The organism is Thermococcus sibiricus MM 739 (genome assembly GCF_000022545.1).
Lineage (GTDB): Archaea > Methanobacteriota_B > Thermococci > Thermococcales > Thermococcaceae > Thermococcus_A > Thermococcus_A sibiricus.
Window position 1 is genome coordinate 1,762,378 of record NC_012883.1, and the last position, 18,308, is coordinate 1,780,685.

An 18,308-nucleotide genomic window follows, 5' to 3' on the forward strand; every position below is an offset into this window, starting at 1 on the left:
TATTATGAAAGATGTTCTTATAGTTACAGACTCTAAAAAAATTAAGATCCTAGCTGAAAAGACCCGCCTATATATTCTTTCATTGCTTAGAGATCGCCCTATGACAATCTCCGAACTTAGCATGCTCCTTAACAAAGACCCCTCAACTATACATCGGCATATAACGTTACTTAAAGAAGCTGGTTTTGTTGAAGAAATTGGAAAAGAGGGAAATGAAAAACTATACGGCAGAAGTGCAAGAGTGTTTTTGATAACCCCCTACGAAAACGATGCTAATGCATGGGTAGCGATGGAAAAAATACACACAGAAGAGGCAATAAGACTCTATGAGCTACTTACGGAGGCAGGTTTTAAAATAAGAAATAAGAAAGAGTTTATTTCCATAATAAAGAGGTTTATATCTCAGTTTGAAACCTTATCCAGAGATATGATCAAAAAGCTTGAAGGCGTGGAGATGAACCGACTTGAGTTCATTCGGATAATGGCCTTAATGACACTTATAAACTCTCCAAAACTGCAGGAAGAAGCAAAAAAAATAAGGGAACTTTTAGGATTGGAGGACTAGAACTCCAAAATCCATTTGACCGCATAAGACACCTTCTCTGCAACATCTAAAGCCGTGAAGTTTTCTCCCATTTCTTCCTTTACCATGTCTCCAGCGAGGCCATTTAAGAAAGCCCCGACACTTGCCGCTCTTAAAGGCTTGTTTTCAAGGGCCAAAAGAGCCCCCACAAGACCAGATAAGACGTCTCCAGTACCCCCCGTTGTCATGCCATTATTTCCCGTTTTATTATATTTCCAAGCTATTCCATTACTTATTATATCGTGTCTTCCCTTAAGGAGTATTGTGCCATTGATATCTTGGGCTTTTTTCATCACAAGCTCGGCCTTTTCCTCCAAACTGCCCTCTGGCTTTTTACCAAAAAGAATCTTGAATTCACCAGGGTGAGGTGTTAAGACAAATTCCTTGCCTTTGAGGACATCTAAATCTTCTGCAATTGCCTTTAGTGCATCTGCATCTATCACCATGGGCTTTTCACACCAGCGGACAAACTCGATAACAAAGTCTTTTGTCTCTGCTTTTTCTCCAATTCCTGGTCCCAAGACAACTGCATCAACACCATCAGCAATTGACAGAACATCCTCAACGTCTTCCTTTGTGAAGTTTTTGCCCTCAAATGGACGCAAAATTATGTTGGGATCGTTTATTCTTCTGGCGGAGTATTCGGGCATCGCTAAATACACCAGGTCCACTATGTAGCTTGCCGCTTTCGCTGCCAAATATGGAGCTCCAAAATACTCTTCGCTCCCCCCAATTATGAGAAGCTTTCCATTCTGCCCTTTGTGCTCGCCTTTCTTTTGTAAGGCAAACTTCGCATCGCCCGGCCCTACAAGGCGATATAGTTCTTTGGGATACCCGATCTTTGATATAACCCTTTCAAAGCCCCCATACTCTTCTTTATCCCACTGGAAAGTCACTGCAAAGTCGCACTTAACGCGGACATCACTCGGATAGCCGCTCGGTAGATCGACGCTCACTATTTTTACTCTTCCAGCATATTTGTTTATTTTCTCGATGGCACTTCTTATGGGCTCCCTCGGCTCCCCCCTTGTCCCAGCCCCGAGGAGAGCGTCAACTATAACGTCAAAGCCCGAAAGGTCGAGGGGCTTGATGTAGGTGGAGTCCTTAAGAACAATGATTTTCACGAAGTCAAGCTTCCTCAGTATCTCCCAGTTATGCCTCGCTTCCTCGCTGCCTATCTTCGCCTCATCGCCTACGAGAAAGAGAGTAACGTTGTTTTCAAAGCTGAGGTGTCTTGCGGCAACAAAGCCATCTCCCCCGTTGTTGCCAGTCCCAGAGAAGACCGCTATCTTAAGCCCCTCTCCAACGCGCTCCTCAATGATCTTAGCGACCCCGGCGCCAGCATTCTCCATGAGCTGGTAAGGGGTTATACCGAGCCATTTCGCGTTGATATCCCAGATGTAAACGTCCTCGATTCTCATAAGCCACCACCCCATGGAAATTCGGAGTCCATAACTTTAACTTTTTCTCCAGAGAGTTCCTCACAGTAGAAAGGCAAGTGTGTTTCCCATCCGAAAATTTAGAAAAAAAGCCCATCTTCAGAGCCTATAAAACTCCTCAAGGTCCAAGAGCTTTCTCCCAATTATTGCCTCAATCGCAAAGAGGGCAGAACTTGCACACCCATCCACGCCGGAGCTAAGCTCTTGAGCTGAGTCGCCAGCAACGTAGAGGTTCTTTATTGGTGTCTCCGGGCCAAGTCTCCTCTCCCAGTACCAGTCAATAGTTCTCCCGATTCCGTCCACTATTGGGAACATGACCTCCGCCTTCCAGTCCCAGTCGTTCTCAAAGTCGAAGTTGGGAAAGAGGGCCTCTAAATCAGCCACCATCTTTTTCGCCAGCTCCTTCTTGTTAGTTTTTTCATCAGCCAGAACCGCTATGCTTAGAGGGTAATTCCCCTCGGGGGCCTGCTTGAGTTCAGGACTCACTTCGTAGATGAGATAGTAGGAGTCCACGTTCTTGACCTCCGAGCGGGGCGCCATTATCCACGTCCCTATCGGCTTCTCCGTGAGGGGCCTCTTTGCGCCCCCTATGATGAGGAAGAGATTTGTGGCCTCTTTTTCTCCTTCTATAAGCCTCTCTGCGAACTCTTCGGGAAGGTTTCCCTCCTTTATCAGGCGAAGGAGGTAGTAGACGGGTGCCGCGAAGAGAACCCTTTTCGCTTGGATGGTCTTTTCACCGACCTTCAGCCCCTTAGCTTCTCCATTTTCAACGATTATCTCGGTCACGTTTGTCCCGAGGTGCACCTCTCCGCCGTTTTCCTCTATCGTTTTCCTAAGGGCCTCCGCTATCGCCCCCACTCCTCCCTCCGCGGAAAAGAGGGGAGTCTTATAGCGTTTAATCCCCCTGAGGTAGGCCTTCATGCAGAGTATAAGATCCCCTGCGGAGTTCCTTTCGGTGTCTATTATCGTCTGGTAGCCCGCAACAAAGCCGTCCGTGAAGAGCTCCCTTGCGTTCTCATCGAATCCAAACTCATCGTAAAGCTCCTCCAGCGGCCTGTAGGCCCATTTTTCCATAACCTCCCCAAAGCTAACCTTCTCTACGTAGGAGAGGAACTTCCTGAGCCTGAGCTTTGACCTTAGAGGTATCCATGGATAGGCCCTCAGCTGTTCCAAAAACCCAACCGGCGGCTTGTGAAGCCTCCCGTTTTTGTAGAAGTAGGGCATGTTGAGGGGCACGAACTTGAAGTGCCTCTTCGCGCCCACCCTGTCGAGGATGAACTCGAGGTAGCTGTTGGTGGCGAAGACGTGGTGCCCAAAGTCAACGCGGTAGTCCTCTCTCTCCGCCCATCCCCACTCTTTTGGAGTTCTCGTGGCGGCCCTTCCACCAACGAAGCTGTTCCTTTCGAAAACCGCTACACGGTAGCCTTCCTTCGCAAGGAGAGAACCCGCAAGCAGGCCGGTAAAGCCCGCCCCAACTATAGCAACGTCGTACATTTCAAACACCCAAGGATTTAGGGTTTGCAGATATTTAACGCTTGTGATGAGTTAGCGGAGTTAAACTTTTTTCGTTCAGGGGAACGTTTGAGGGGCATTGGAAATAAGCTAAGGAAGTCCTACAAGTCGAAGATTGAGAAAACTACATAAATCCCAGAAAAACAGGGATTTTTCATATTGTTAGTTACCCCCCATTCTCATAAACACCACCACTAAAATTTGCAACGGATAATTACAAAAGACGATCTTTTTCTGGAGAAAGATGAGAAAGCAAAGAAAGAATGAAAAATCTCAAGAAACAAATAACAAAACCATCAGCCCAACTCGTAAATTATTGGGTTTTCTCTTGAAATTTTTCCTCCTTAGGTCGAGAAGAACTCAATAGCTCCATTATTATAATAAACAAAACTGAAACGAGGTAAATAGCCAGAAGATTTCTGAATTTTTCTGCTGGCGGCACTGCATGAGTTGCTACCGAGTGGGGAAGAAGCTGCAATATCCCATACCCAATTATGGCAAACCCAATAACAATAACCAACACAACACCGAAAATCAGTTCCCTTGTAACCCCCGAGGACATTCAGACCACCAAGAAATGTTGAGTACTAAAAAACAAAAAAATTACTCTAAAAAATTTCCCCAAGTTCTGTTATTGTTGCTACCCACAGTGCATAGATGACAATAAACAAGAGCAGATAGCCCAAGAAGAGCCTCAACCTTTGGTTTCTTATTTTCTTAAGCCCAAAAATCTCAAAGCCAGCATAGGAGTGAACAAGGAGCAAAACGGTGAAGCCGTATCTTATGAGCCGATACGAGTGAAGCGTTGGGGCATTCTGGTATGAGACCAAGCCAAAAGTAAAGGTCGAGATGGTTCTAGGGCTTACAATCCCATATCCAGTGATAACAAGGATCACAGAAAAAATAAAAAGCGGAACCGCCGTAAGTTCCACAATCTTGAATGCCCTCATGGCTTTTCACCGATGTATGCATCATCCGGATAGCCTTCACTCTCGTAAGTCCCTAAGAAGTTGTAATCCACAACTTCTATTTTCACAAGGTACTTTATCCACTTGTACCCCCACATTCCAGGGGCTATAAGCCGTGGCTCAATGGGTTTGTTGTTGAACTCATAGGCAATTATGAGCTCATCATTTGTAAGTGCTTCCTCAAGGGTAAGATCGGTGGTGAACCCATCTCTGGCGTAAAATGCCACTTTTATTGCTCCATCTTTTACTCCTGCTTGCTCTAGAATATAAGACAACTTAACTCCCTTCCACAACCCTTGTTTTCTAGCCTTTCCAGGATAGGCAACGCAATAAAGCTCAGAAAAAACCGCTGTTTGCGGCATCTCCTTAAGTTGTGAGAGAGTTATGTTCATAGGCTTTTCAACTAATCCAGTAACTTCGATCACCCATTCCTCAGAAGCATTCAAAACTTCGGGGCTGGATGAGCTTACCTCTGAAAAATTCTCGGTTTTGGGAGAGGCAGTTGAAGAAGGAGTAGTATTAATGCTGTTCCACCTTGCCACTGTAAATACTACCAAAAAAGCAAGAAAAATTGCACTTATGAAGAGTTTTTTCTTCAAAGGGCCCACCGTTTTTTGATAAGGGAAAGAAAGTTATAATCTTAACTGGACATTATTGGGAAGTTGGAATTTGACCAATGCAACAGTGAAAAGGATACCCTCTACGCTCTGCCAAGAGAGTTGTGGACATGTTTTAAAACCAGTATAAACCCAACCACTGCACTCAAATACCAGGGAAGAACGAAGAGTGTTAATCCCAGTGAAGTTCCGCTTAAAGCGGCATAAGGCAACTCAAAAACGAGTGCCATGATAAAATAAGCAAAGAGAAGTTTTACAGGAAAGAACCCCTTCCGCAGTATCATTATGAGATAAACTTCCAGGGCGCCCATGAGGAGAATGTAGCCGGGGATGGTGAACCTCGGCAGGGGTAGCTTCATGAGAAGGGGAGCGTTGTAAAAGAGCACTATTCCGAGAATATCCATAGCTGAGATGAATCGAAAGGCGAGCCTGAACATTAGTAAGAAGGAGAACCAGGTTTTATCCAGATCCATGAGGTACACCCCCGGAGCTCTTTCCCAAAAACCAGAGAATTATACTCCCTCCAATCCCTATCAAAGGCAGAGAGTAAAGAGCCTTGAAACCAATGGTGATATCCAACAGGAGAAGGAGAATAAAACATAGCAGAGATACTAGGATTCCCCTATTTTCATCCAAGAAAAATTCATAGAGGCCATAAAGGGAAGCACCGCAGAAACCAAGTATATAACTGTCTGCCAGAGGGGAAGACCCGTAAGGAGAGGAAAAATCACCCAGATAATCATGGCATGGCAAAGGAGGAGCAAAGATAAAAGAACCTTTAAAGGGGTTTTCAGCTCCATAATGTACACCACTCCTTCTTGCTCATACGAGGATTTGAATCCACAGTATCTATCATGTGATCCCCTACGTTGCCTAAATAATTTCTCCTCACACTCACAGCCTCCTAGAAAGTAGTTTTAGAGAAATCACCAAACCCGCAAGGGCGCTGAGATACCATGGAAGGACAAAGAGAAATATACCATCAAAATACCCGGTTAATAGCCCTTTAAACGGGGCATACGGAAATTCAAGCACTGTAGCTGTACCAAAATATACCAAGAGGGATTTTAACGGTAAATTCTCTTTTCTTAATGTCCAAAGTAGGCCAACTTCAATGAAGAACATTCCTAGAAGATACGGAAGCAAAAAACCATGCGGCATTTTTGATAACAGAGGGATATTTAAGAAGAAAACTGGAAATAACTCTAAATCCAGAAAAATCAAAAAACGAAAGGCAAGTCTCAAGGCTATTAGGAGGGGAAGCCAAACTTCAAGGTTCTCCCACTTCTGGGTACTCCCAAACAACGAAGATACTGAAGGCTTCAGTCCCATGAAATCCACACCCTCGCCCCCTTAAGTTACAAATTAATGATGCCCAACAAATAACTAGACAACTCTCAAAGCCCTCTCGTAGTCCCTCTCTGAGTACAGCACGAGATAGACCTTCTCAAGGTTCCCCGCTTCCTTCCCAAACTCTTCCAATACTTCCCTGAAAGTCTTCACAACCTCTTCGAAGGGACACCCATAGATACCCGCACTTATAGCTGGAAATGCTATACTTTTAACCCCAAGTTCCTCGGCCTTTTTCAAAGCCCCTAAAATAGCCTTCTTGAGCTTTTCCTTCTTATCCTCATCCCATTTACCTCCACAGTAAGGCCCAACCGTGTGGATGACGTACCTTATGCCGTACTGCTCCATTTTCATTGCAGGGGTTACAACGACTTCTCCGTGTTCAATCCAACCCCTTCCAATCTGCTCTCTCATAGCCTCCTTGCTTATTCTTATGTATTCTCTAACATCTCCAGAGGCCGCTTTTGCTATTGCGTAAGCAACTCCACCACCGTGTTCAAGATATTTGTTCGCGGCATTTACTATTGCCTCAGCTGGAAAACGTGTTATGTCTCCTTGGGCCACTTTAAATGTGAGAGACCCAAAAGTCAACTCACTCATGCTTTCCACCCCATAGAAATAGGTCTCAAAAAGATAAAAGGTTAGCGAAGTTTATCGACTATCTTCTGTACCTTATCCAAGATTTTTTCCTCATCAATCGTCAAAACTTCGCGATCTAGCATGACTACTTTTCCGTCCACTATTGTTGTTTCCACATCATTACCATTGGCCGAATATACTATATGGGAAATTATATTAGTTATCGGCCTTAGGTGAGGCTTGTTAAAATCAATAACAATAACATCTGCAAGAGCTCCTTCTTTTATGACTCCGGCGTTTAACCTAAGGGCCTTTGCCCCGTTTTGAGTTGCCATCTTGAAAACAGTTTTTGCATCGGCAAGGGTTGGGTTGAGGGTGTGCACCTTGTGAAGAAGGGCTGCAAGTTTCATCTCCTCTATCATGTCCAGATTGTTGTTGCTTGCTGCTCCGTCTGTCCCTAAGGCAACGTTAACACCCGCCTTAAGGAGCTTTTCCAAAGACATGACTCCACTACCAAGCTTCATGTTGCTTGCAGGGTTGTGCACTATTGTCACATCTCTTTTGGCAAGAATTTCAATTTCTTTGTCAGTCAACCAAACCCCATGAGCTGCTATGACGTCATTTTTTAGAAATCCCAACTCATCCAATAATTCCACTGGAGTTTTACCATATTTTTCCTTTATCTGCTTTACTTCATCCTTTGTTTCACTCAAATGTATTGTTATCATTTTTCCGGTTTCATCGGCCTTTTCTCTGACCCAAGTCAAGAGTTTGGGTGAACATGTATATGGAGCGTGAGGACCAAATAGAAATTCTACCCTTGGAGAACTTAGGCTTTCAATAAATTTTAAAAGCTTAAGAGTTTCTCTAATCTCAATGCTCCTCTTTTCTTCATCTCCCAGATCGACCATTCCATAGCTCAGATAGGCCCTCAAACCAATCTCCTCAACAGCCTTAGCAACTTCTTCCATGTGAAAGTACATATCCACAAATGTTGTAGTGCCTGTTTTTATCATTTCAAGAGTGCCAAGAAGAGCCCCCCAATAAATATGAACTCTCTTAAGCTTTTTCTCGACGGGCCATACATAGTTCTGAAGCCACTCCATTAATGAGATATCATCGGCAAGGCCCCTTAAAAGAACCATTGGAGAATGTGTATGGGCGTTTATAAATCCGGGAGAAATAACCCTTCCCTTAGCATCTATTACATGATCTGCTGACTTGGTCAGATCCTTTCCAATTTTAGATATTTTGTTGTTCTCAATGTAAATATCAGCCTTGATGATTTTCAGACTATCCCCATAAATCACATACCCATTTTTAATTAGAATACTCATGAGACCACCCTACAAATTTAGAAGCCAAAAATTAATAAAATTTTAGAAAAATTAAACGAATGCTGTCTTAAGGACATCAGCACAGCCACACTTTCTCTCTCCAGGTATTTTTGGAATTCCTGCCTTTAAGAGCTTCCTAACCTTCTCGTTGTTCTCTTGCATGACCTTTATAACCTCTTGAGCGTCTACCGGCTTCTCGGCCCAAACATCATAGTCTGTAACAGCAGCTATGTTTGTGTAACACATTCCAAGTTCTCTCGCGAGAACAACCTCTGGAACAAGGGTCATCCCAATTATGTGAGCAAATTGTCTGAACATCATTGACTCAGCCCTTGTTGAGAATCTTGGCCCTTCAATGCATACATAGGTCCCCTTCTCATGAACTGGGATGTTTAGTTCTTTGGCAGTTTCATAGAAAATTTTCCTCATTTCTGGGCAGAATGGGTCTGCCATGCTGAAATGGGCCACTCTAGGGCCATTGTAGAATGTGTAATCTCTCTTCTTCGTGAAGTCTATAAATTGATCCGTTATAACTATATCCCCCGGTTTGTATTCCTCTTTAAGGGATCCAACAGCAGTGATACCAATTATCCTCTCAACGCCTACCTCCTTAAGAGCCCATATGTTTGCCCTGTATGGGACTTCGTGTGGAGGGAACTCATGATTCTTTCCATGTCTGGGAATAAAAGCTACTTCCACACCCTCTATCTCTCCTATTTCCACTGGAGCCGAGGGTCTTCCATATGGCGTATGTACTTTTACTGTCTCTTTTGGCTCAAATACACCATAAACACCGGATCCACCAATAATTCCTATTCTTGGCATTTGACATCACCAAAATAGAAATCTTGGATGGAGCTATTTAAGGGTTGTCTCCCTTGGACACCAAAGTGCCAACCTGAAGAATGCTAAATAAAAATAAAAAACTCATTTTGGAGCAACTTCAGATGTTAATTTTATTGATACTGCAACAGACCCCATACCTAAGAGCAAAGAGATTATCCAGAACTCAACAGGAGCCCCACCGAGTAATAGGATCTCTCGAAGGCCAACGACGTGATATGTCAATGGGTTAATTTTTCCTAAAAATTCTATCCACATAGGAGCAGAGCCTTTGAGATAAAATACAGGAGCAGTGAAGATTGTTGGCAGATTAAGTAGAGCAAAAAGCATGTTTCTTGTTAATTCCCCTCTCATCTTTACCCCAATTATTATGCCCATGCTTATCCAAAACACCGTTGAGACTAACAAATAGAGTACAAATTGAAGCAACGTTGCAGAAGATAGATACAAATTAAGGAACAGAACTCCCACAAACACCAGGAATAAGGACACCAAGATAACTACAGTGCTCTCCACTAATACCTTCGCAAGAATATAACCACTCAAACTTCCCCCTCCGAGAAGGGATGTTCGTATTATCCCAAATCTAACATCATTAAATGTTGTCGAGCTAACAACAGGATAAGAATAAAATATTTGAATTGCAATAATACCTGGAAGAACATAAAGGAGATAGCTTATGGTCTTTCCATGATACTCAAAATTCACGGTTCTCGATAATGAGAATGCAAAAAACAGAAAGTACAGGATTGGGGTTAAAAATTGTGATATAAACCCTCCTATTGCCTCTTTCTTTAATGATATCTCCCTGTATACGAACCCATAGAGCCTCATTTTTCAATCCCCCCAATGAGCTTTATAAATCCATCAAGCAATGTCTCCTCCTTAACAACAATTTGAGTAATATCAAAACCGATATCTCGCAAGAACAGGAGAAGTTCATAAAATGCCAATTTATCTTCCAGCTCTACAGTATCTTTTCCAATAATTTTCCCTAAGTTGTTGCGTTTGAGATAATTAGACAGCATTCCCATAAGTTGAGGGAATAATTCCTTTTTGAACGTCACCATGACTTTACCGGCATAAACATGTTTGAATTCTCTAAGAGTTGTATGAAGGATTATCCTTCCTTTATGTATGAAAACTATCTCATCAGATAGACTCTCAACTTCCGCCATGTCGTTAGTTGTTAGGACGAAATAGTATCCCTCCTTACTCATTTCACGAATGAGATCCCAGGTAATCTTTTTCCCGATGGGATCTAGTCCTAAGGTTGGCTCGTCTATAAATATTAATTTACTTCTTGGATCTAAGAAAGCCCTAGCTAATTGTGTCCTTCGTCTTAATCCTCCAGACAGTTCAAGTACTCTTTTATGCTGATGCTCAGTTAAACCAAACATTTCAACAATATCATCTAAGCGTTTCTCAAGTTCGTTCTTTGGAATTCCCCGTATTATACCATAGAATTTTAAATTCGTCCTGACAGAAAGCAGAACATCAAGCTCTAAATCTTGAGCACATAATGATATCATTTCTCTAATTTTCTTTTTATCTTTAACTACATCAAGACCGAAGATTTTAGCCATGCCTTTTTGGGGTTTAAATGTAGTCGTTAGTATATTAACTAAAGTGGTCTTTCCAGCCCCATTAGGTCCCAGAATTGAAAGTATGCCACTGGAGATATCTGTGCTTAAGTTTATGTCACTCAACGCATAGTCTCTTCCATCATAGGAAAAACTTAGGTTGCTAATTTCTAACAATGGCATCACTACCACCTCTGGGCGTATCCCAAAGGAAAATATCATTTGGTGTTCTTTTTGTACCATCCTCAGAGTAGGGGTATCTAATTATACACCTCGGATCTGCAAGTTCTGGATTGTCGAAAACAATTTCAGAAATCATTGGACAACCTCTCAGACAGTTGTATAAGTAGGAACATTCACTACAAGGAGGTAAAAATTTACTTTTTCTAAATTTGTTTAGTGTTTTACTGTTTTCCCAGATTTCTTTTAAAGATTGGTACTTGAAATTACCAAAAACGTATTTTTTAGGATATTTTGTCATTAGTGTTCTTCCAGAGTCACATAAAGTAACATTTCCATTTGGATAAGCTGCTATAGAAAGTATACCAGCACTGCACGTTACTGGAATTCCACATCTGAAATAAGAAACCTCAGGTACAAATTTTTTGTCTTTGAATTTCTCCCTTATGGTGTTTTCTAACCATTTAATCTGTTCCTTAGAGGGAAGTAAGTGGCGATCTGCTCTTCCTTCTGGATAAACGACAAATCCAACAATGCTTTCAGCTCCTAAATCATGCATGAACTCCCAAAGTTCAGGAATTTGATCAATGTTATATTTTGTTATTGTACTCCTGACATGTATCTTAAAGCCAGCATCAATTAAGTTATAGATTCCACGAAGAGCTGATTCTAATGTCCCATTTAGTATTAATTTTTGATACGTTTCGGGATCAAGAGTATCGATACTAATCTGAATCCTCCTTGCTCCACTTCCATAGAGACGCTCTGCAAATTTCTTTGTTATCCCTACGGCTTTTGTTCCAAAGATAACATGCTGGTATCCTATGTCAAAAGCGTGGCGAATAACCTTAAATATGTCAGAATATGCCGTTATCTCCCCTCCTGATATTCCAAGGATTTTTGCTCCAAGGGCTCTTGCTTCGTCCAAAAGCCTCAGTGCATCACCGGTTGCCATAATTACTTCATCATCGGGTTTAAACTTTGCTTCCAATGCCATATTACAATAACTGCATTCTAAGGAACATCTCTCTGTAAGTATTAGCCAAAGTGCTGAAAGTTGTGAGAACTTAGTTGGGAATCTTGAGATATTTTTTCTTTCGCTGAGTATTTCTTCCTTGGATTTCATAAACTTTTTTGATTTTGTAATGTTCCCTAATTTTCTTTTAGATACAGTAAGTACATCATTCTTATGCATAAAACTTATGAAGTTCTGAACGTCATGTTTAACTCGTTCCTTTGAGACTTCGTATTTCTGAGATATGAGATTTACAATATCCTCCAAAGAATTTTCTCCAGTGCATAGACGCAGGACATCAAATTGAGTATAGGTGACAAACATGAATTTGTTTTCCCTTGCTTTATTTATTATAGCTCCAGCATTGGTTTCAATAAGATCAACATCTGGCCTAAGTATCGGGTATTCCATTGTATCACCTCCTAATATTGCTATCATGAAACAATAAAAAAGATAAAATCAGAATGGAAGTGGGATGTTTATTAAACATTGGGCACACCATTTGTCATATGGTTCAACTATACCTCCACCAACTTTAAGACTCATATCATATACTGGCTTTGTCTGCTCCATCCTCCCACCCCCATATAGTTTTGCATTATTATTCCAATTAAATACAAAATATAAATTTTTTCTATACAGAATTTTGTTACCATAATTAATAGTAGTAAAAACTTGAACAGAACAAACGTCTGCAAGAACCCAAATGCATAAAATATATAACATAATTTATGGAAACTAATTACTGATGAGTGGCATTTCAGTCAACAAAGAGGAGATTGAATTTCTAATAAATTTGCTGAACAAATATCCACTTGAAAGCATTAGGAGTATAGCCAAGAAAGAAAATATTAGCTACCCAAAGCTCAAAAAACTTTTTGATAAATATTATGGTCCCTCCAAGAGTGTGCATATGGTTGCATCAATTAGCATAGCCAAGCTTGGGCTTATGAGCTACGTGGCGTTTTTGTCAGTTCCAAGCGAGGATATAAAAGCCACAATTGCCAGAATGTATCGAAATCCGTTTATTCCTGTCGCACTACTTTTTTTGGGTTTATAAATGGCATTTCTGCTGTATTATACGTCCCAGTTGAACAAAAAAATAAGATAGACGAGCTGCTGTCGAGATACTCTTCAGAATATGAATGCTACGAAGTTTACTCGTACCCTCCGAAAAAGATAGAATTTGGGAAATGGGACTTAGGCTATAGTTATGCACTCCTGCTTGACATCCTAAAAAGAGATGCAAGAACTCTAATGAAAGAGATAGAAGAGAAACTTGGCAAGAAAAGACCCACTATAAAATACATGATTAACAGGCTAAGAAAACTGGGCATTCTAAGGGGATTCATGAGCGTGGTCAATGACAAAGCTTACAACCGTGGCTTCTGTGGGATAGCGGAAGGGCTAAATGAGGAGTTCATAAAACAGTTCAAAGAGCATGAAATAATGATCGGTATACTGAAACCAGAGGGGTACCTGATAGAGTGGTACTTTACAAGTGATGAGGACATCTATCAAAAAATATTTGAATTCAGCAAATATGTTAACAAATTCGGCATATACTATTTTGACATGTTTGAATCTGGTGTAAAAGGATTCTCTTTTGCAAATGCTGTGAGAAAAGATGAAGGTGGGTACAAATCTATTCTGGATTTTTAATACCACTTATGGGCAAAAAGCAATACTCTACTCCATAAAGCTCTCCTGAAACTTGATATTCAAGTGCCCTACAGTCATGACAAGTGTATTTAAATGAACATGTGGTGCAAGGAGGTATTTGACCCTTACTGAGGCTCCAGAATTGTTGTATAACATTTTTCCGTATTAAATACTTGAGTTTGTCCTTCTGATACTGTCAGGTGAGTTGTGGGGCGTTAGACTTAAGTTCCTGTCACTACCTCAGAAAAAGAAATGGAGAAAATGCAAGCTGAAACCATATTACACTGCTTACTTTCAGCCTTAAAACCCTTTCGCCGCAACAAAATCCCACCAGAAAAGAAAATCAGAGCAGTAGAGATATACCTGAAAGGCCTCAACTACCGGCAAGTTGGAAGAATACTGGAAATCAGCCACACAACAGTCAGGGAAACAGTCCAAGAACTCGCAGAAGCAATCTACCAGCCAAAACTCCTCGCAGTTAAAAAACAAAGAAATTTTATCACAGTTGACGAGACAGTGATAAAAATCAACGGGCAGAAAAATACCTCTGGGCTGCAATCGACGTTGAGACCAGAGAAGTTCTGGCAGTCTGGTTACAACAACCAGAAACTGGTGGACTGCCAGAGTGATGCCACAATTATCCTGAACAGTATGGAAATTTCTCTTCTAAAAACCTTTGATATTAACCTCCTATTAAGTAGCGAGAGTTTCAAAAGAAAAAGAAAAGACCAAAACACCACTAACTACCAGGAATTATTTTTGGATTGCCTTCATTCCAATCAACAAAAATCGGCTTTTCGGGGATATAATCAAGAGTCTTTAGTATTTCCACTCCAGCCTTTGTTCCCCATCTATCAGAACCAGCTACTAAGAGGTATATCTTACCATCTATAATTGTTGCCTCAATAACCCCTTTTCCTTTTCCAGGATACTCGTTTGTGACTTCTACTGGAAATCTACTCATATATTCATTGGTTATACTATTGGCAACTGGTCCTCCAATCAACGCTACTATCTCGGATTCTGTACAAGGGGTAAACGCTTTATCAGAGCACATTTTTCTCCATAAAGTCCAAGCATAATCTTTGTCCACTCTACCCTCACCATAAATCACGGGAGAACTGCGAATCATAGGTACTTTTAATTTGTCGCCTAGTTTGAGAGAGATTGGGGTGCTTGTGAGTAGAGAAATCGGCGTTACACTAAGTTCATTATTTTCCCCCATAACCACTAAGGAGAAAGTCTTATCATAGTTGCTAGAGTTAAATACTAGAGTTGGATATTTCATGTTGCTTACAGGTGAGAAATACACCAAATCCCCATTTGGATTAAATATTTCAATGGAATAGTTATTGTAGGCGTCATAAAACAGGCCCCTCTTTAGGACAATTGGATAAGTTCGCTTAACAATCGAGTCATCCCACTTAAAGCCAGATAAGAATTTAAGTGTCCTCGGAAATATTGTAACATTTCCATCAATAAGCACATTTTGTTTCGTTTCGGGAGCTTTATAGATGCTGACCCACCCTGTTATGGTTACATGATCAAATGATACGTGACCAGTAAAATCTTTTATTTCAAGCCAAGAAATTTCAGAATCTTTTATAAATACTGTGGAATTCTTATTTTGTGCTGTAAGAGTTACTTGAGACAGCTTAGAGTCATGAAGTGTGACCTTAGAATTGGCGAGTACAAGCACATCCCACTCCAAGACTCTTGAATTTTCAAAACTTAGGAACCACATCCCTTCTTGAGTTAGATTCATGACATGACTCACGTAGAATCCTGGCTTTAGACTTAAATCAATGTCAATGTCTTTTAACTGTGGAGTAAGGCTTTTAACAGTAGAATTTATAAGGTAAATCTTGGGAAAGTCCCTTATCTCGATACTTCCAATATATGAATTTTTAATAGTGACTTCAGCATCCTTTTGAGTCCACATCCATATTCCATCCAAGGTGGAGTCTTGAATTCTTACCACATATTTATCAGAGATCACAGATGCATTTCCAATATTAACCCCTTCATGGAGATTTGTTACGTTTATTTGTCCAACCAACCAAGAATAAAGGGAAAATTCAGAATTCTTAACCGTTGCTTGGCCCCCAGATAAATAAGGGGTTGTCTCTAAAGCATCAAAACTAGAGTTAGAAATTTGAAGAACTGGGCTTCCTGTAGACAACGAGATGATTGGTGCTCTTTTAGTTGAAGATAATCCAGTAAACACGCCTTTTGAGTTGGAGTGAAAATTAATATGGAACTGATAATCAGAGGTAATCACGGAATCTTCTACTACTAACTCAGAAGTGTCCTTCACAACAATTCCATAGTTATTATGGTAGTCCTGAAGAAGTTCTAGTGTAGCATTTCTAATTACCAGCTTCCCACTATTTTGTATTATTATGTTGCCTTCTTGAAGAAAGGTCATGTCCTCTATTTTGTATTCTGTGCCATCTATAAGCAGAGTTCCGGTGTGAAACATAGTACTTGCAGCGCTAACTGGAGAAACTGAGAAAATGCTAAAAATCGACAGCAACATGACCACAAAGACACCAAATTTTCTCATACACCTTCACCTAAATAAAATTGACATTTAGATACTATAAGAGTTTTGTTTGATATGTATTTGTAATGCTTTAGTAGAAACTTGTCAAATATTGGACTTTAGGTTCCCTCCATAATCATTTCATCTTTTACACGAGAACAAAAATTTAATAACCTATAATTACTAAATCATTAAGGGGTGATTAGATGCAAAAACCAGTGGAGCTTATTCTACCAGAGATCAAAAACCCTATTTTTATCGAGGGTTATCCTGGAATAGGCCTTGTTGGACATATTGCCGCCAACTTTTTAGCAAAAGAACTCAACATGGAAATGATAGGCTATGTTGAGAGCCCATTTTTACCACCAATGTCACTAATCCTTGAAGGTAAACCGAATCCACCTCTAAGATTTTACGGAAAAAGCAACCTCATTGTAGCTGTAGCCGATATTTATATCCCACCAACACTCGTAAACGAAATTGCAAAAGAATTAACATCATATTTAAAGCAAAACAATGCTGAAAAAGTGATCTCGCTTGGAGGAATGGGCATTGGATTTTTCAAAGAACATATGGAGGTTTGGGGTGTCGGAGGGAGTGAAGAAGAAAATAAGGACTTGAAAAACTTAGGAGTTAAAATACTAAAATATGGTTCTATAATGGGGATGAGCGGGAAACTTTTATGGGAAGCTAGTAAAGAAAATCTCAAAGTTTACACTTTGTTGGGAGAGACTTTTGGAGATAGACCAGATCCCGGGGCTGCGGCCAATGTGATTGAAGTACTAAAAAAGCTTGCTCCAATAGAAGTTTCAATAGAACCTCTTCTTAAAGAAGCTCAAATAATTGAAGAACAATTAAGAAAGATGCATGAACAAATGGAATTCGCAAGAAAAAGAGCGGAAAAAGAGTATGAAAGTGTTTATTTGTGAGGTGAGAGCATGGACCTTCTTGTTCTCGCAGGAATATCTCGAAAAACCCTTGATCAACTCCTGAGAAACCCATATCGAACAATAGAAATACGAAGCGCCAGAAATGTGATAGCTATACAAAGTTTAAAACTTGGTGAAAGAGTTTTCTTAACTTATGAAACCCTGCAGGATATAACTCAAGGTACTGAAGGAATAATAGCAGAAGTTTTGAAAATAGAAAGAATGGAGCAAAGAATCCCGTGGGAAGAAAGTGATGAGCGAGAACAGACCATTTGTAGACTCCAATTAAGACTTAAAGGCTTAGGAAAGGTTATTGAAATTTCTACAGAAGGTGAAGTTGTAAAAGCAAGAGTAAGAGAAATGTTTCCTCACGAAATGGCCATAGGTTAATCAAAGAGTGTTTTCTGCCTCCCTTTTCTAGACTTTTCTTTTTTTGGTGGAGTGAGCTTCTTAAATTCCAACCCTTCTTTCTCCAGTAATCTTTTGGCACCTGAAGTCAATGATGGGGCCACAAGAATTCCCCTCACATTTTTATATTCTTCCCGCATAGTTTCTACATACCTCTTGAGCTGACTAACAGCATGTAAATCTGCCCTTCTCCGCTTAAATTCCAAGACGACAATATTACCATCTTTATCCTTTCCAAGTATATCGATAATACCATGTCTAATGGATTTCTCTTTGAAAATCGGTTTAAACCCGGGTTCAATTAATTCAGGATTCTCAAAGACTAAATCTGCCATTTCGGCTTCACTTCCCATAAGGGCCAATGATTCATAATCCTCGGCTTGAAAATAAGATAATAGATAAACATCAATAAGCCCTACTTCCAAGATTTCCTTGGGTTTTCGCCTAACACTCCTCAGAATTAATTTATCTTCCCCAATCTTTAAACTGACAGAACTTCCAGGAGGTTGCCAGTTTACAGGCTCCCTTTTTTCTTTTTGATGGATTAAAAAAGAACCATCAGGTTTTATTATTATTACTCTATCTCCTAGTCCAAGCTCGCTTTTGGCCCTTCCATCATAAGAAACATTACACCTAGCAAATATTGTGACTATGGCTTCTGTTGAAAGGCCCCTACTAAAAAGATCAATGACTTCTTCTTTACTGGGATTGAGCTTTACTTCTACTTTCATGGACCCTCAAGTAGAATTAAAAAAAGA

20 protein-coding genes and 1 pseudogene are annotated in these 18,308 nt (G+C 40.6%); 6 read left to right on the plus strand and 15 right to left on the minus strand.

The window, feature by feature from the left end:
* Window positions 1-4: 4 nt before the first annotated feature.
* Window positions 5-565: a winged helix-turn-helix domain-containing protein gene (locus TSIB_RS09560; RefSeq protein WP_015850233.1), complete on the plus strand. Its 561-nt coding sequence runs from the start codon at window positions 5-7 to the stop codon at window positions 563-565.
* Here the strand turns inward: TSIB_RS09560 and TSIB_RS09565 are convergent.
* The 13 genes from TSIB_RS09565 to TSIB_RS09630 form a co-directional block, all read right to left on the minus strand.
* The gene (locus TSIB_RS09565; RefSeq protein ID WP_048160676.1) at window positions 562-2,004 is read right to left on the minus strand and encodes a bifunctional ADP-dependent NAD(P)H-hydrate dehydratase/NAD(P)H-hydrate epimerase; all 1,443 of its coding nucleotides are present in this window, start codon (window positions 2,002-2,004) and stop codon (window positions 562-564) included. The two genes, TSIB_RS09560 and TSIB_RS09565, sit on opposite strands and share 4 nt — an antisense overlap.
* Before the next feature lie 117 nt (window positions 2,005-2,121).
* On the minus strand, window positions 2,122-3,516 hold the full coding sequence (locus TSIB_RS09570) for a phytoene desaturase family protein (RefSeq protein ID WP_015850235.1): 1,395 nt from the start codon (window positions 3,514-3,516) through the stop codon (window positions 2,122-2,124).
* A gap of 331 nt (window positions 3,517-3,847) precedes the next feature.
* On the minus strand, window positions 3,848-4,096 hold the full coding sequence (locus tag TSIB_RS09575) for a hypothetical protein (RefSeq protein ID WP_015850236.1): 249 nt from the start codon (window positions 4,094-4,096) through the stop codon (window positions 3,848-3,850).
* Between the two features lie 46 nt (window positions 4,097-4,142).
* Window positions 4,143-4,484, minus strand: a complete 342-nt coding sequence (locus TSIB_RS09580) for a hypothetical protein (protein ID WP_015850237.1) — start codon at window positions 4,482-4,484, stop codon at window positions 4,143-4,145.
* Window positions 4,481-5,101, minus strand: a complete 621-nt coding sequence (locus tag TSIB_RS09585) for a molybdopterin-dependent oxidoreductase (protein WP_015850238.1) — start codon at window positions 5,099-5,101, stop codon at window positions 4,481-4,483. The genes TSIB_RS09580 and TSIB_RS09585 overlap by 4 nt, the downstream gene beginning before the upstream one ends.
* A gap of 101 nt (window positions 5,102-5,202) precedes the next feature.
* A complete protein-coding gene (locus TSIB_RS09590; RefSeq protein ID WP_048160678.1) occupies window positions 5,203-5,592 on the minus strand; it encodes a hypothetical protein in 390 nt (129 codons plus the stop codon).
* Between the two features lie 421 nt (window positions 5,593-6,013).
* The gene (locus TSIB_RS09600; RefSeq protein WP_148206189.1) at window positions 6,014-6,460 is read right to left on the minus strand and encodes a hypothetical protein; all 447 of its coding nucleotides are present in this window, start codon (window positions 6,458-6,460) and stop codon (window positions 6,014-6,016) included.
* A 45-nt stretch (window positions 6,461-6,505) separates the two neighbouring features.
* Window positions 6,506-7,069, minus strand: coding sequence for a [protein ADP-ribosylglutamate] hydrolase (locus tag TSIB_RS09605; RefSeq protein ID WP_048160684.1), 564 nt, complete (start codon window positions 7,067-7,069; stop codon window positions 6,506-6,508).
* Window positions 7,070-7,110: 41 nt separating this feature from the next.
* Window positions 7,111-8,385 carry an amidohydrolase family protein gene (locus TSIB_RS09610; RefSeq protein WP_015850245.1) on the minus strand — a complete coding sequence of 425 codons (1,275 nt, stop codon included), beginning with the start codon at window positions 8,383-8,385 and terminating at the stop codon, window positions 7,111-7,113.
* 51 nt (window positions 8,386-8,436) lie between these two features.
* Window positions 8,437-9,210, minus strand: a complete 774-nt coding sequence (locus tag TSIB_RS09615) for an S-methyl-5'-thioadenosine phosphorylase (RefSeq protein ID WP_015850246.1) — start codon at window positions 9,208-9,210, stop codon at window positions 8,437-8,439.
* Between the two features lie 102 nt (window positions 9,211-9,312).
* Window positions 9,313-10,062 carry an ABC transporter permease gene (locus TSIB_RS09620; protein ID WP_015850247.1) on the minus strand — a complete coding sequence of 250 codons (750 nt, stop codon included), beginning with the start codon at window positions 10,060-10,062 and terminating at the stop codon, window positions 9,313-9,315.
* Window positions 10,059-10,994: an ABC transporter ATP-binding protein gene (locus TSIB_RS09625; RefSeq protein WP_015850248.1), complete on the minus strand. Its 936-nt coding sequence runs from the start codon at window positions 10,992-10,994 to the stop codon at window positions 10,059-10,061. Before TSIB_RS09625 ends, TSIB_RS09620 begins: the two co-directional genes overlap by 4 nt.
* On the minus strand, window positions 10,975-12,417 hold the full coding sequence (locus TSIB_RS09630) for a radical SAM protein (RefSeq protein ID WP_048160685.1): 1,443 nt from the start codon (window positions 12,415-12,417) through the stop codon (window positions 10,975-10,977). The genes TSIB_RS09625 and TSIB_RS09630 overlap by 20 nt, the downstream gene beginning before the upstream one ends.
* A gap of 337 nt (window positions 12,418-12,754) precedes the next feature.
* Between TSIB_RS09630 and TSIB_RS10725 the strand changes: the two genes are divergently transcribed.
* The 3 genes and pseudogenes from TSIB_RS10725 to TSIB_RS10250 all read left to right on the plus strand — a co-directional run.
* Window positions 12,755-13,066, plus strand: a complete 312-nt coding sequence (locus tag TSIB_RS10725; RefSeq protein ID WP_323145370.1) for a hypothetical protein — start codon at window positions 12,755-12,757, stop codon at window positions 13,064-13,066.
* A 197-nt stretch (window positions 13,067-13,263) separates the two neighbouring features.
* A complete protein-coding gene (locus TSIB_RS10730) occupies window positions 13,264-13,668 on the plus strand; it encodes an Lrp/AsnC family transcriptional regulator (protein ID WP_323145371.1) in 405 nt (134 codons plus the stop codon).
* A 261-nt stretch (window positions 13,669-13,929) separates the two neighbouring features.
* Window positions 13,930-14,293, plus strand: a pseudogene (locus TSIB_RS10250) (DDE-type integrase/transposase/recombinase); the annotation flags it as partial.
* 114 nt (window positions 14,294-14,407) lie between these two features.
* On the opposite strand, the gene TSIB_RS09640 reads toward TSIB_RS10250, so the two are convergent.
* On the minus strand, window positions 14,408-16,234 hold the full coding sequence (locus TSIB_RS09640) for a hypothetical protein (RefSeq protein WP_015850251.1): 1,827 nt from the start codon (window positions 16,232-16,234) through the stop codon (window positions 14,408-14,410).
* A 185-nt stretch (window positions 16,235-16,419) separates the two neighbouring features.
* On the opposite strand from TSIB_RS09640, the gene TSIB_RS09645 reads away from it, so the two are divergent.
* Window positions 16,420-17,142 carry a proteasome assembly chaperone family protein gene (locus tag TSIB_RS09645; protein ID WP_015850252.1) on the plus strand — a complete coding sequence of 241 codons (723 nt, stop codon included), beginning with the start codon at window positions 16,420-16,422 and terminating at the stop codon, window positions 17,140-17,142.
* A 9-nt stretch (window positions 17,143-17,151) separates the two neighbouring features.
* On the plus strand, window positions 17,152-17,532 hold the full coding sequence (locus TSIB_RS09650; RefSeq protein ID WP_015850253.1) for a DUF473 domain-containing protein: 381 nt from the start codon (window positions 17,152-17,154) through the stop codon (window positions 17,530-17,532).
* On the opposite strand, the gene nucS is transcribed toward TSIB_RS09650, so the two are convergent.
* A complete protein-coding gene (gene nucS, locus TSIB_RS09655; RefSeq protein ID WP_015850254.1) occupies window positions 17,529-18,281 on the minus strand; it encodes an endonuclease NucS in 753 nt (250 codons plus the stop codon). The two genes, TSIB_RS09650 and nucS, sit on opposite strands and share 4 nt — an antisense overlap.
* Window positions 18,282-18,308 lie beyond the last annotated feature (27 nt).